The following is a 12,644-nucleotide window of genomic DNA, read 5'->3' as shown; positions in this document are numbered from 1 at the left end:
CCCTGGGACGAGAGGTCTGGCGAGGAGGGCGATCCAGGAGGGCCGATGGGACGCGACGTCCCGGCGCTCGTCTTCACCCGTGAGGACCGGCGCCGGTACCGGATCAAGATGCAGAAGTGTCTCGACGTCCTCGCGCAGATGCTGCGCGAGCAGCTCTTCGAGGCGGAGCGGCCCAGCGTCGGGCTGGAGATCGAGCTGAACCTGGTCGACGACGCGGCCGAGCCCGTCATGCGCAACACCGATGTGCTGGAGGCGATCGCGGACCCCTCCTGGTCGACCGAGCTGGGGCGGTTCAACCTGGAGATCAACGTGCCGCCCCGCGCGCTGACGGAGGGCGGGCCCGACGCCTGGGAGTCCGAGATCCGCGCCGCCCTGAACCACGCGGACGAGCGGGCCCGGTCGGTGGGCGCGCGCCTGGTGGTGATCGGCATCCTGCCCACGCTGCGGCAGGAGGACATCGGCGAGGGGACGCTCTCGGAGAACCCCCGGTACCGGCTGCTGAACGACCAGGTCTTCGCGGCGCGCGGCGAGGACCTGCGGATCGAGGTGGACGGCGTCGACCGGCTGCGGACGTACGCCGACACGATCACCCCGGAGGCCGCCTGCACCAGCACCCAGTTCCATCTGCAGGTGGCCCCGGAGAACTTCGCCGACTACTGGAACGCGGCGCAGGCCATCGCCGGGGTGCAGGTGGCGCTGGCGGCCAACTCGCCGTTCCTGTTCGGCAAGGAGCTGTGGCACGAGACCCGGGTGCCGCTGTTCGAGCAGGCGACCGACACCCGTCCCGAGGAGATCAAGGTCCAAGGGGTGCGGCCGCGGGTGTGGTTCGGCGAGCGGTGGATCAACAGCGTCTTCGACCTGTTCGAGGAGAACCTGCGCTACTTCCCGGCCCTGCTGCCGCTGTGCGACGAGCAGGATCCCGGCGAGACGCTGGACCGCGGGGACATCCCCGGCCTGTCCGAACTGTCCCTGCACAACGGCACCATCTACCGCTGGAACCGGCCGGTCTACGCGATCGCCCACGACAAGCCGCACGTCCGGGTGGAGAACCGGGTGCTGCCGGCCGGGCCGACCGTCGCCGACACTCTCGCCAACGGCGCCTTCTACTACGGTCTGACGCGCGCCCTGGTGGAGGAGGACCGGCCGGTGTGGTCGCGGATGTCCTTCGCCGCGGCCGAGGAGAACCTCCACACGGCGGCCCGGCACGGGATCGACGCCCTGCTGTACTGGCCGGGGATGGGCGAGGTGCCGGTGCCCGAACTGGTGCTGCGTCGCCTGCTGCCGCTGGCGCACCGCGGTCTGGAGCACTCCGGCATGGACTCGGCCTGGCGGGAGCCGCTGCTCGGCGTCATCGAGCAGCGCTGTGTCACCGCCCGCAACGGGGCGGTGTGGCAGAAGGAGATGTTCCACCGGATCGAGGCGGGCACCCGGGCCGGCCGGCACGAGGCGCTGCGCCGCATGACCGAGCTGTACATCGACTACATGCACCTCAACGCCCCGGTCCACACCTGGCCGGTGGACTGAACCCCCGGGCCGGGGCGGCCCGTCAGCCGGGCCGCCGCTCGCCGCCGTCCGCCACCGCCTCCTCCCCCTCGCGCGCCGGGGCGCCGCGCGGCCGCCGCACGACGAGGTCCCGCACCTCGAACGACATGCCGGTCGCCGACCCGTCGGGCGCGGGGTGGTAACGCCCGGCGCAGACCGACAGGTTGACGATGAGGTGGGCGTGCCAGCCGGAGCCGACCCCTCGCCGGTCCGCGAAGGCCCGGGCGCCGTTCACCCACCACACGACGGACCGGGCGCCGAAGTCGGTCCGCAGGTCCACCCAGGCGCCGGGGCGCACGGCGTCGTCGCGGAAGTAGCTCCCGCCGCCGCGTACATGGTTGGAGAACTCCAGCAGGTCGGGGTTGTCGGGGTGGTACTCGAAGACGTCGATCTCCTGGCCGCCGTCCCGCCAGGTCCAGACGGCCGGCCAGGCGCCGGTCTCCCGGGGCAGCCTGACCCGCGCGGTGAGGACGTCTCCCGACCGGACCAGGAAGGCCTCCCGGCTGCCCTCCGTGGTCAGCAGTCCGGTGTTCCACAGGCCGTCCGGCCGGCGCCGGGCCCGGAAGACGCCCGAGCGGCTGTAGGCGGCGTCGGACACCAGGTGGTCGAGTTTGTCGTCGCCGGGGTTGACCGGGCCGCCGTCGGGATACGCCCACGAACGGCCCGCGACCCACTGGCGCTCGGAGCCGAAGTCCGCCGTGAACACCACGTCGGACCCGGCCGGGGTGCGCGGAGCCGGAACCGGGCCGCTCGGTGTCGGTTGTTCCATGACCGATGTCTCACCGGCCGGGGCCCTCCCATGCGCCGGACCGGCCGGAACGCCGTGGGAATGACCCGTCCGGGTGAACGGCGCCCGCGCACGCGCCCGCGTGTTCAGTCCTCGCGCAGGACGAGGACGAGCGGGACGCCGTGACAGGGCACCAGGCGCAGCCCGGGGTGATCGGCGGACGCGGAACCGGTGAGCAGGTCCCCGAAGCGGGGGCCCTTGGTGAGGGAGCCGGCCAGGTGCGCGGGGTCCGCCGAGGCGGCGACCCGGCCGCGGGCGTTCACCAGGTGGGCGGGCCGGGGCAGCCGGCGCAGCAGGGGCAGCACGACAGCCTCGAAGTGCCGCAGGTAGACGTCGGCGGCGGCCACCCCGGCGAAGCGCCCTGCCGTCGTGACGGGCGCGGACAGGGTGAGGCTGTACTCGTCGGAGCAGAGGTAGTCGACGTAGGGGCCCGCCACGGCACGGTGGCCGGTGTCGCGGGGCAGGGTGAACCAGTCCCAGTGCGTGTAGTCGGAGTAGGCCGAGTGACCGGGGTCGAGGTCGAGCAGCAGGGGCCGCAGGTCTCCGTCGCCGTCCTGCTGCCACCACTCCAGCCACGCCGGCACGTCGGCCAGCAGGCCGGGGGCCGCCACGAAGCCCGCCCCGGAGACCAGTTCCTGGCCGGTCAGCCGGCGGTGCAGTCCGGGGCGCAGGGCGGCGAGGTCGGCGCTCACCGGGCGCCGGCCGCGTGCCGACACCCTGGCGAGCAGGTCCGCGGTGTCGGCGCGGGTGGCCGCGACGGCGTCGAAGACCGACTCCAGCGCGCCGCCCACCTGGGAGGCCACCCAGGTGGCGACGTCCGTGTCCAGCGTGGCGGCCGCCGAGACGGCCCGCCCAGGGCTCCAGCCCATGGTGTCCTCCAGCGGACGGGAACCGGGCGCGGCGCGTTCAGAGCGTGAGGCGTGCGGCGACGAGCCGTTCCGTGGCGTCCCCGACGCACCGCTCGGCCAGCGTGCCGGCCGTTTGGTCGGCCCCATCCTGCACGGCGGAGATTACGGACCGGTGACGCTCCGCCACTTCTTCACGATATTCGTCGCTGCCGAGGACCAGGCACAGCAGCGCCCCCACCTCGCTCTGCAGGGCCACCTGTTCACGGGTGAGCCGGGCGGACTGGGCGGCGGCCGCGAGTTCGACGTGGAAGCGGCCGTACAGGCGGCTGCGCGCGGACGCCTCCCGCGCCAGCGCCAGTTCCTCGGCGGTACGGCGCAGCGGGTCCAGGTCGCCGGGCTCGGTGCGCCGGGCGGCGAGGCGGGCGGCGGCGCCGGACAGGGCGGCCCAGTGGTCGCCCAGGTCGCGCAGTTCGTCGGTGCTCCAGCCGCGCAGCCGGGCCTGAAGCCGGCCGGCCGCGGGGACCTCGGGCAGGGAGACGAAGCTGCCGCCGCCGCGGCCCCGGCGGGTGGTGACCAGGCCCTGTTGCCGCAGCGCCATGAGCGCCTCGCGCAGGGTCACGGTGGAGACGCCGAGCCGGCCGGCCAGGTCGCTCTCGCCGGGCAGTTGCTCGCCGTCGGCGAGCAGGCCGAGTTCGATGGCGTCCCCTATGCGGCGGACGACGGCGTCCACGCGCGCCCGGCCGTCCACCGGGGCGAAGACGGCCATGCGCGCGCCGCCTTCTCTCTCGTGCTGCCTCACGTCCACCACCTCGTGCATTGACTCAAGCTTTACCTTAAGGGGCTCTTGAGTTCAGAACTATGACTTCATATGTTTGCGGTCAACGTTGAGCGCCCCAGAAAGGTTCCCGCATGGAGGGAATTGCGATCCGGCTGCAGGATCTGCGCAAGTTCTTCGGTGAGACGACCGCCGTGGCCGGAGTCGACCTGGACGTCCGGGACGGGGAGTTCTTCTCCATGCTCGGCCCGTCCGGTTCCGGGAAGACGACGGTCCTCCGGCTCATCGCCGGGTTCGAGACCCCGACCGGGGGCAGCGTCGAACTCGCCGGGCAGGACGTCACGGGCCTCGCCCCCTTCGAACGGGACGTGCACACCGTCTTCCAGGACTACGCCCTGTTCCCGCACATGACGGTCGAGCAGAACGTCGCCTACGGGCTGCGGATCCGCAAGGTGCCGAAGGCCGAACGCCTGGTGCGCGCCCGCAAGGCGCTGGCGGAGGTCCGCCTCGAGGGCTACGGCCGGCGCCGCCCCTCCCAGTTGTCCGGCGGCCAGCGCCAGCGCGTCGCCCTCGCCCGCGCCCTCGTCGGCCGCCCGCGCGTCCTGCTCCTCGACGAGCCGCTAGGCGCCCTCGACCTGAAACTGCGCGAGCAGATGCAGGTCGAACTCAAGGCGCTGCAACGGGAGGTGGGCATCACCTTCGTGTTCGTCACCCACGACCAGGAGGAGGCCCTGACGATGAGCGACCGCATCGCCGTCTTCGACCAGGGCCGCATCGCCCAGGTCGGCACGCCGGCGGAGATATACGAGCGGCCCGCCACCGCGTTCGTCGCCTCCTTCGTCGGCACCTCCAACCTGCTGGACGGCGAGACGGCCCGGCGGATCGTCGGCGCGGCGGGCACGTACAACATCCGCCCGGAGAAGATCCGCGTGCTGAAGGAGTCCGCCGAGGCGGACGAGCCCGGGCACGCCACCGCGACCGGCACCGTGGCCGAGGTCGTCTACCTCGGCGACGCCACCCGCTTCCTGGTCGACCTCGACGGCGGCGGCCGGCTCACCGCCCTGCAGCAGAACCTGGAGACCTCCTCCGAGGACGTCGCCGCGTTCCGCGGGTCCCGGGTCCGTCTGCGCTGGCACCGCGGACACGCCGTCCCACTGCCCTCCTGACCCTCCCGCCCGTCCCGCCCCGCCCCGGACCCCTTCCCCACTCCCCCTCCCGCCGTCCCGCTCCGCGCAAGGCTCCCTCACCCCTGGAGAACGTCGTGCGTCTCACCCGTACTCTCAAGGCCGCGGCCGCCGCAGCCGCACTTCTGCTGGCCGCCGCCTGCGACTCCTCCGGCTCGGGCGGCTCCCCCGCCTCCGGTCTCAACCCGCCCGACCTCAAGGCGCCCACGAAACTGGGCCGGACCGAGGGCCAGGTCAATCTGATCGCCTGGGCCGGATACGTCGAGGACGGCTCCAACGACCCCAAGGTCGACTGGGTCAGCGGCTTCGAGAAGCAGACCGGCTGTCAGGTCCACTCCAAGGTCGCCGCCAGCTCGGACGAGATGGTCAAGCTGATGAAGACCGGGGAGTACGACGCGGTCTCCGCCTCCGGCGACGCCTCCCTGCGACTGATCGCCTCCGGCGACGCGGCTCCGGTCAACACCTCGCTGGTCCCCAACTACAAGGACATCTTCAGCGGGCTGAAGAACGGCGCCTGGAACTCCGTGAAGGGCAGGATGTACGGCATCCCGCACGGCCGGGGCGCCAACCTGCTGATGTACAACACCGCCAAGGTGAACCCGGCGCCCACCTCCTGGTCGGCCGTGTTCGACGACGCCGCCCGGTACAAGGGGCACGTCACCGCCTACGACTCGCCGATCTACATCGCCGACGCGGCCCTCTACCTCAAGGTCGCCAGGCCCGAGTTGAAGATCAAGGACCCCTACGCGCTCGACCAGAAGCAGTTCGACGCCGCCGTGGCGCTGCTGAAGAAGCAGAACGGCGACATCGGCGAGTACTGGGGCGACTACCTCAAGGAGGTCTCCGCCTTCAAGAGCGGGGACTCCGTGATCGGCACCACCTGGCAGGTCATCGCCAGCCTCGCCGCCGACGAGGGCGCCAGGGTCAAGGCGTTCGTGCCCAAGGAGGGTTCGACCGGCTGGTCCGACACCTGGATGGTCTCCGCGAAGGCCAAGCACCCCAACTGCGCCTACAAGTGGCTCGACTGGATCGTCTCGCCCAAGGTCAACGCCCAGGTCGCCGAGTACTTCGGAGAGGCGCCGGCCAACTCCAAGGCGTGCGCCGAGACCAGTGACAAGAACTTCTGCACGACCTACCACGCCTCCGACGAGGGCTACTGGAAGAACATCGCCTTCTGGAACACGCCCATCGAGCAGTGCCTGGACGGCCGCACCGGCGTCCGCTGCGTGCCGTACGCCAAGTGGGTCCAGGCCTGGACCGAGATCAAGGGCTGAGCGGTGACGACCGATGTGACGACGGCCGCCGGACGGGGCACCGTCCGGCGGCTCGCCGGGACGCTGCACCGCAGGCCCCGGCTGCGCCTGACCCTCCTGCTCACCGCCCCGCTGCTGTGGCTCACCGTCCTCTACCTCGGTTCGCTGGCGGTCCTGTTCGTCTCGGCGTTCTGGACGACGGACTCCTTCACCTCCGAGGTGGTGAAGGTCTGGTCGACGGACAACTTCCACGCGCTGTTCACCACACCGGTGTTCCGGCAGGTGGTGCTGCGCAGCGTCGGCGTGGCCCTGGCGGTGACCGCGCTGTGCGCGCTGATCGCCTTCCCGGTCGCCTTCTACACCGCGCGGGTGGCCCGGCCCCGGTGGCGTCCGCTGCTCGTGGTGGCCATCCTGACGCCGCTCTGGGCGAGCTACCTCGTCAAGGTGTACGCCTGGCGGCTCATCCTCGCCGAGGGTGGTCTGGCCGACTGGATGCTCCGGCCGTTCGGGCTGAGCGGTCCGGGTTTCGGGCTGCCCGCCACCGTGCTCACCCTGACCTATCTGTGGCTGCCGTACATGATCCTGCCCGTCCACACGGCCCTGGAGCAGTTGCCGGACAACCTGCTCGACGCCTCCGCCGACCTCGGCGCGCGGGCCGGCCGCACGTTCCGCTCGGTGGTCCTGCCCATGGTGCTGCCCTCGGTCGCCGCCGGCTCGGTCTTCACCTTCTCGCTCAGCCTCGGCGACTACATCACCGTGCAGATCGTCGGCGGCAAGACCCAGCTGATCGGCAACCTCGTGTACTCCAACGTCGAACTCAACCTGCCCATGGCCGCCGCGCTCGGCACCGTCCCCGTCGTCGTGATCGTCCTGTACCTGCTGGCGATCCGCCGCACGGGCGCCCTGAACAACCTCTAGAGGAGGAGCGCCATGCATCTCGGCCGCACCGCGCGGATCGCCCTGCGTCTGGGCGCCGCACTCGGCTTCGCGGTGATCTACGTCCCGCTGCTGCTCGTCCTCGTCAACTCCCTGAACCCCGACCGCAGCGCGAGCTGGCCGCCGCCCGGACTCACCCTGCACTGGTGGTCGGTGGCCGCGGACAACTCCGGTGCGCGCGCCGCGCTGTGGGTGTCGGTGAAGGCGGGCGTGGGGGCCACGGCCATCGCGCTGGCACTCGGCACGCTGATCGCCTTCGCGGTGGCCCGGCACCGCTTCTTCGGCCGCGGCACGGTGTCCTTCGTGGTGGTGCTGCCGATCGCCCTGCCCGGCATCGTCACGGGCATCGCCCTGAACTCGGCTTTCGGCACCGTCCTGAAGCCGCTCGGCGTGGGCCTCGGTTTGTTCACCGTGATCGTCGGTCACGCGACCTTCTGCATCGTCGTGGTCTTCAACAACGTCGTGGCGCGGCTGCGGCGGACGGCGGCCTCGTACGAGGAGGCGGCGATGGACCTCGGTGCGAGTTCCTTCCGTGCCTTCGCCGACGTCACCTTCCCGCTGGTGCGCTCGGCGCTGCTGGCCGGCGGTCTGCTCGCCTTCGCCCTGTCCTTCGACGAGATCGTGGTCACGACCTTCACCGCGGGACCCGGCATCGAGACCCTGCCCATCTGGATCTTCGGCAACATGACCCGCCCGCAGCAGGCGCCCGTGGTGAACGTCGTGGCCGCCGTCCTCGTCCTGCTCTCGGTCCTCCCGATCTACGCCGCCCAGCGGCTGTCCGCTGACACGGCCACGTCGAGCCGGGTGTGACGGGCGGCGCGACGCGGCGGCGCCGCCGTGAACCGGATCACCAACTTCCGTATCGGGCCCGGTGTTTGGCGACATGCTCGTACCGCGGCCGGGTACGCGACCGGTCCAGGACGCCGGCACGGGAGGAGACTGGCCGTGACACCGCAGGGGACAGCACAGGACCGGGGGCTCGGTGACCTCGAACCGGGCACCGCGCAACATGCCCAGTTACGCGCCCGGATCACCGACATCGCGTGGACGGCCGGATGTGCCGTCCTCGCCCTCTGGGCGGTGTGGAGCGTGGCCGGCGCGGTGCGCGGGACGACGGCCTGGGCGTACAGCGCCGTGGCCTGGGTCCTGCTCGCCGTGGCGCTGACCGCCCGGGCGGCCGGCCGCCGCCGGCCGCGCCGCTGAGAGCGGGCGGGGCCGTGGAGCGTCTGAACGACCTCATGGGCCGGCACCTGTGGCTGCAGATCACCGTGTCCACCCTGCTCGCCACCGCCCTGATCTGGTGTCTGTACCCGTCCCGTTCGTGGGTCTCGATCCTGGTGCGGACGGTGCTGTGCTCGCTGGGGGCCATCGCCGTGGTGGTGTCGACACGCCGCCGGGAAAGGCGTGCGGCCGGGGGTTCCACGGACCGGCTCGTCGCGCTGGAGGGCAGGCTGCGCCGGGGCGAGGCCCCCACCGACCCGGCGGAGCGCGAGTCGATGCGCGCCCTGGTGGAGCAGCGCCTGCACCGCACCCGGCACCGCGTCCCGGCCCAGATCGGGCTCGTCCTGCTCTTCTGCGCGGTGACGGTACTGACGGCGCTGACCGCCGGGCCGCGCCAGACCCTGGGCCTCGCGCTGCTCACCGTGGTCTTCCTCGGCTGGTCCATCCCCTACGGCAACCTCCAGCACCGGAGGCTGCGCCGGATGCGGTCGGCGCTGGCCGGTCACCGGCGCGAGCCCGGCGCCGCCGGCGGCACCCCTCGGTCCGCATGACCGGCGGTCTCACCACAGACCCGGCGGCGGCGCTGCGCGCGGCCTACGAGACCGCGTCGGCGGTCGTGGCGGAACTGGGCGACGAGGAGTCGTGGCTGCCGACCGGCTGCACCGGCTGGGCGGTCCGCGATCTCGTCCTGCACTGCCTGGAGGACGCCCGGCGCGGCCTGGTCGCCCTGCACACCCCGTGCGAGGAGCCGGCGGACCGGGACGCGGTGACCTACTGGACGGACTGGCGGCCGGACGCCCCGGGAGCGGCGAACGGCCGGCGCTGGGCGCGGGTGAGCGCGAGCATGTTCCTCGACTTCCGCCAACTGCGCGACCTCTACACGGAGACCGTGACCGCGGCCGGGCACGCGGCGGCCTGCGCCGACCCCGCCGCGCGGGTGGCGACCCAGGGGCACGTCCTGACGGCGGGCGATCTGATGACCACCCTCGCGGTGGAGGCGACCGTCCACCATCTCGACATGGTCGTCCGGCTCCCGCCGGCCCCCGGCCCGTCCGCCGAGGGACTCGCCGCGGTCCGCGCCACCCTCGACGGCCTGCTCGGCCGGCCCGCGCCGCCCTGGTGGAGCGACAGCCACTACGCGCGCGTGGGCACGGGACGGGCCGCGCTCACCGACGCCGATCGCGGCGCGCTGGGCGCGGCGGCGCACCGCTTCCCGCTGTTCGGCTGACGGCGCCCGTCGGCGTCCGCCGCGGTCCGGCGCGGAGCCGGGATGATCTCGTCCCGCGAGCCCGCGACGGTGAAAAAGGCGAACGTGTTCCGGCACATACGGGAGCACGGGACGTCAAGTCCGACAAAGGGCAATGAGTCCGGCGGTGTGTCGGGAAAATGACGACCGCCGCGCATTCAACGGGCGGCCCGGCGAACAACCGGTGGTCACCGGGGTGCGCGCGACAGCCGGTACGTCCGCGGAACAGGCGGAACCCGCATGTCCGCAGGGCCTGTTACGGGCAGTCCTGGTGGCAAACGTTTCACCAAGTCGGTGATAGCATCCCCGCGTCTGCGACCTTGGTCCACTCGGCTCGGGCGCTGCACTCGGAACGGCTTCTCGACCGGAAGTCGGCCGGGTGGTTCCGAGCGGTTGTGTGACGGATTCCCCCGACATCCGTCCATGGGTGGCTGCAGGCTACACATAGGAAAGGTATCCATGTTTCGAGACGCACTCGTTTGGTGCCTGGTCGCGGTGGCGGTCATCGCCGTCGTCGCGGCTCTCGCGCTCAGTCGTCGCAACAAGGCCATGGCCGCGAAGAAGCGCCTGGCCGAGGCCGAACTCACCCGGCAGCTGAGCGTGGCCGACAGCCAACTTGCTGCTTTAAGCGCAGAGTTGCAGCAGCACAGAGCTGAGCACGACAAGACCATCGCGGAGGCCGAAGAGGCCGCCGAGGAAAGCACGAAGGCCGTTCTCAAGGGATCGGCGCGCTTTCTGCAGAGTCTTGCCGCGGAACAGCTCGCACTGCTCGAGGAAATTCAGCGCAAATACGGCGGCCATTCCGTGCTGGGCGATCTCCTGGAGGTCAGCCACGCCAATGCGCAGATGGCGCGCAAGGCACAGGGCATTGCGGTGATGTGCGGTGCACCCCTGGGCCGTCGCAATAAGCCGGCGAGCGTTTACGACGTGGTGCGCAGCGCACAGGGCCAGATCCGTAATTTCCGGCGTGTCGAAATCATGCAGCAGACCGGTTTCGCGCTCAAGGCGTCCGCTGTTTCCCCGGTCGCCCTCGCGGTCGCCGAACTTCTTGACAACGCTGCCAGCTTTTCCCAGCAGGGCTCGCCGATCGAGATCAATTTCCAGCGGGTGCAGAAGAATCTGTGCATCGTCATCGACGACGCCGGTGTCGGCATGAACGACGAGGACCGGCAGAAGGCCTCCGCACTGCTCTCCGGTGAGTACAGCCCCCGGCTCTCGCACCTCGGCAACCAGCCGAAGTTCGGTTTCCCGGTCATCGGCCTGCTCGCCCGGCAGTACGGATTCCGGGTGGACGTCACCGGCGTCTCCCGCTACGGCGGTGTGCGGGCGGTCGTCCTGCTGCCGGAGGAACTGTGGACCGAGGAGGAGCCGGCGGTGCCCGAGGAGCCCCAGGTCAGCGGTATCCGCGGCAGCGTGGGCCGGCCCGAGCCGGTGTCCCGCACCGCGCACGGTCTGCCCCGCCGGGGCGCCCGCCAGGTGCCCATCGCCAGCGTTCCCGACCAGGACGCCGCCACCTCGCCCGCGGCGGCCTCGGAGGAGGCCAGCCGGGCCGTCGGCCGGAGCCTGGGAGCCTTCCAGCGCGGCACGCTCTCGGGCCGCAATCTCGCCTCGGCGCCGTCCGAAGGGTCCGATGACGCATGACCACTGACCTGTCGTGGATGCTCGAGGACATCGTGCACAACGTGCCGAAGGCACGTCACGCCGTCCTGCTGTCCGCGGACGGCCTGCCCCGCGGCGCGACCGACGGCATGGACCAGAAGGACGTGCGGACCATCTCCGCCGCCATGGCGGGCATGCAGTCACTCAGCCGGGCGACCTCCCACTTCGCCGGTCCCGGGGCGGACAGGCAGTGGAACCAGACGATCATCGAGTTCTCGCACGGCTGGATCTTCCTGATCGGCGCCGGCCAGGGCGCCTACCTGGCCGCCGCCGCGGCTCCCGACGTCGACATGCAGCAGATCTCCTTCCGCATGCACCGGCTCGTCGCCCGGCTCGGCAACAACCTCACCTCGCCGCCGCGCGTGCACGCCGACGGCGCCGGCGGCCCGTCGGGCGGCGCCCAGCAGACGCCCGTCGGAGGCACGGGTATCCAGATCGCCGACCTCGACGCCGCGGTGGCCGAGGTGCAAGGCGCTCGGCACGCCGTCCTGTTGGGCCACGACGGCCTGCCGCGCGGCGCCACCACCGGCATGAGCCAGGACCTGGCGGACACCATCTCCGCCGCGATGACCGGCATCCACGCCTACAGCAGGGCCACTTCGCAGTTCGCCGGGCCGGACGCGGCGGCGCAGTGGCGGCAGACGGTCATCGAGTTCCAGCACGGCTGGATCTTCCTGATCTCCGCCGGGCAGGGCGCCTTCCTGGCGGCGGCCGCCGAACACGACGCCGATATCGAGTTGTTCACCACCCGCCTGCACCAGGTGGTGCCCCGGCTGAACGGATATGTGGCACCACGCGGGGAGGCGAGCCGCACGTGAATGACGAGCCGGAACTCGAGCTGACGTCGGCATTAGTCCCGCTCTTCGTGATCACCAACGGGCGGTCGCTGCCACCGGACAATACCTACGAGCGCACCACGCTGGTGTCCGCGCAAGAAGGTGCCGGAGCCTCGGCGCGCACGCTTTCCCCGGAGGCGCGCCGGGTTCTGGAACTGGTGGAGGAGGGCTTTCTCTCCGTGGCCGAAGTGGCCGGGCACACGCATCTGCCGCTGGGGATCGTGCGGATTCTCCTGGCGCAGATGGAGGAGAGCGGTCACATCATCGCGCGTAAGCCGGTTCCACCCGCCGAACGCGTCGACCGGGAAGTGCTCAACGCCGTACTCGACGGCCTCAAAGCCCGATTCGGAGCGTGAT

At 71.6% G+C, this 12,644-nt stretch carries 14 protein-coding genes; 11 read left to right on the top strand and 3 right to left on the bottom strand.

Translation table 11 applies throughout. The features are described 5' to 3' along the window. The first annotated feature begins 45 nt into the window (after positions 1 to 45). Positions 46 to 1,524, top strand: a complete 1,479-nt coding sequence (locus TNCT1_RS20690; RefSeq protein ID WP_143634314.1) for a glutamate-cysteine ligase family protein — start codon at positions 46 to 48, stop codon at positions 1,522 to 1,524. A 22-nt stretch (positions 1,525 to 1,546) separates the two neighbouring features. Here TNCT1_RS20690 and TNCT1_RS20685 read toward each other — a convergent pair whose 3' ends face one another. The 3 genes from TNCT1_RS20685 to TNCT1_RS20675 all read right to left on the bottom strand — a co-directional run bounded on the left by TNCT1_RS20685 (position 1,547) and on the right by TNCT1_RS20675 (position 3,994). Beyond that, on the bottom strand, positions 1,547 to 2,311 hold the full coding sequence (locus TNCT1_RS20685) for a family 16 glycosylhydrolase (RefSeq protein WP_143634311.1): 765 nt from the start codon (positions 2,309 to 2,311) through the stop codon (positions 1,547 to 1,549). A gap of 104 nt (positions 2,312 to 2,415) precedes the next feature. Then, a complete protein-coding gene (locus tag TNCT1_RS20680; RefSeq protein ID WP_143634309.1) occupies positions 2,416 to 3,198 on the bottom strand; it encodes a cache domain-containing protein in 783 nt (260 codons plus the stop codon). A 37-nt stretch (positions 3,199 to 3,235) separates the two neighbouring features. Then, on the bottom strand, positions 3,236 to 3,994 hold the full coding sequence (locus TNCT1_RS20675; protein WP_174266374.1) for a FadR/GntR family transcriptional regulator: 759 nt from the start codon (positions 3,992 to 3,994) through the stop codon (positions 3,236 to 3,238). A 92-nt stretch (positions 3,995 to 4,086) separates the two neighbouring features. On the opposite strand from TNCT1_RS20675, the gene TNCT1_RS20670 reads away from it, so the two are divergent. The 10 genes from TNCT1_RS20670 (at position 4,087) to TNCT1_RS20625 (ending at position 12,643) form a co-directional block, all read left to right on the top strand. Next, positions 4,087 to 5,118: an ABC transporter ATP-binding protein gene (locus tag TNCT1_RS20670; RefSeq protein WP_143634302.1), complete on the top strand. Its 1,032-nt coding sequence runs from the start codon at positions 4,087 to 4,089 to the stop codon at positions 5,116 to 5,118. Between the two features lie 95 nt (positions 5,119 to 5,213). After that, positions 5,214 to 6,410, top strand: coding sequence for an ABC transporter substrate-binding protein (locus tag TNCT1_RS20665; RefSeq protein ID WP_143634299.1), 1,197 nt, complete (start codon positions 5,214 to 5,216; stop codon positions 6,408 to 6,410). A gap of 3 nt (positions 6,411 to 6,413) precedes the next feature. Next, positions 6,414 to 7,307: an ABC transporter permease gene (locus TNCT1_RS20660; protein WP_143634295.1), complete on the top strand. Its 894-nt coding sequence runs from the start codon at positions 6,414 to 6,416 to the stop codon at positions 7,305 to 7,307. A 12-nt stretch (positions 7,308 to 7,319) separates the two neighbouring features. Continuing rightward, positions 7,320 to 8,135 carry an ABC transporter permease gene (locus TNCT1_RS20655; RefSeq protein WP_143634292.1) on the top strand — a complete coding sequence of 272 codons (816 nt, stop codon included), beginning with the start codon at positions 7,320 to 7,322 and terminating at the stop codon, positions 8,133 to 8,135. A 135-nt stretch (positions 8,136 to 8,270) separates the two neighbouring features. Then, positions 8,271 to 8,528, top strand: coding sequence for a hypothetical protein (locus tag TNCT1_RS20650; RefSeq protein ID WP_143634289.1), 258 nt, complete (start codon positions 8,271 to 8,273; stop codon positions 8,526 to 8,528). A 14-nt stretch (positions 8,529 to 8,542) separates the two neighbouring features. Continuing rightward, positions 8,543 to 9,097 (top strand): hypothetical protein, encoded by a 555-nt coding sequence (locus tag TNCT1_RS20645; protein WP_143634285.1) that lies wholly within the window; start codon positions 8,543 to 8,545, stop codon positions 9,095 to 9,097. Further along, a complete protein-coding gene (locus TNCT1_RS20640; RefSeq protein WP_143634284.1) occupies positions 9,094 to 9,774 on the top strand; it encodes a maleylpyruvate isomerase N-terminal domain-containing protein in 681 nt (226 codons plus the stop codon). Before TNCT1_RS20645 ends, TNCT1_RS20640 begins: the two co-directional genes overlap by 4 nt. Positions 9,775 to 10,251: 477 nt before the next feature. Further along, positions 10,252 to 11,433, top strand: coding sequence for an ATP-binding protein (locus tag TNCT1_RS20635; RefSeq protein ID WP_143634282.1), 1,182 nt, complete (start codon positions 10,252 to 10,254; stop codon positions 11,431 to 11,433). Beyond that, entirely contained in the window at positions 11,430 to 12,269 is an 840-nt protein-coding gene (locus TNCT1_RS20630) for a roadblock/LC7 domain-containing protein (protein WP_235902768.1), read from the top strand. Before TNCT1_RS20635 ends, TNCT1_RS20630 begins: the two co-directional genes overlap by 4 nt. Continuing rightward, positions 12,266 to 12,643, top strand: coding sequence for a DUF742 domain-containing protein (locus TNCT1_RS20625; RefSeq protein ID WP_143634280.1), 378 nt, complete (start codon positions 12,266 to 12,268; stop codon positions 12,641 to 12,643). The genes TNCT1_RS20630 and TNCT1_RS20625 overlap by 4 nt, the downstream gene beginning before the upstream one ends. Position 12,644 lies beyond the last annotated feature (1 nt).

The organism is Streptomyces sp. 1-11, from assembly GCF_007176755.1.
In the GTDB taxonomy this organism is placed as follows: Bacteria; Actinomycetota; Actinomycetes; order Streptomycetales; family Streptomycetaceae; genus Streptomyces.
Note: the sequence above shows the minus strand (reverse complement) of the source record. Positions and strands in the feature narration are given on the sequence as shown.

Excerpts from the sequence above, each read along its gene's own strand:
- TNCT1_RS20655 (WP_143634292.1), top strand. The coding sequence starts at position 7,320 with ATGCATCTCGGCCGCACCGCGCGGATCGCCCTGCGTCTGGGCGCCGCA.
- TNCT1_RS20630 (WP_235902768.1), top strand. The coding sequence starts at position 11,430 with ATGACCACTGACCTGTCGTGGATGCTCGAGGACATCGTGCACAACGTG.
- TNCT1_RS20635 (WP_143634282.1), top strand. The coding sequence starts at position 10,252 with ATGTTTCGAGACGCACTCGTTTGGTGCCTGGTCGCGGTGGCGGTCATC.
- TNCT1_RS20675 (WP_174266374.1), bottom strand. The coding sequence starts at position 3,994 with ATGCACGAGGTGGTGGACGTGAGGCAGCACGAGAGAGAAGGCGGCGCG.
- TNCT1_RS20640 (WP_143634284.1), top strand. The coding sequence starts at position 9,094 with ATGACCGGCGGTCTCACCACAGACCCGGCGGCGGCGCTGCGCGCGGCC.
- TNCT1_RS20690 (WP_143634314.1), top strand. The coding sequence starts at position 46 with ATGGGACGCGACGTCCCGGCGCTCGTCTTCACCCGTGAGGACCGGCGC.
- TNCT1_RS20670 (WP_143634302.1), top strand. The coding sequence starts at position 4,087 with ATGGAGGGAATTGCGATCCGGCTGCAGGATCTGCGCAAGTTCTTCGGT.
- TNCT1_RS20685 (WP_143634311.1), bottom strand. The coding sequence starts at position 2,311 with ATGGAACAACCGACACCGAGCGGCCCGGTTCCGGCTCCGCGCACCCCG.
- TNCT1_RS20680 (WP_143634309.1), bottom strand. The coding sequence starts at position 3,198 with ATGGGCTGGAGCCCTGGGCGGGCCGTCTCGGCGGCCGCCACGCTGGAC.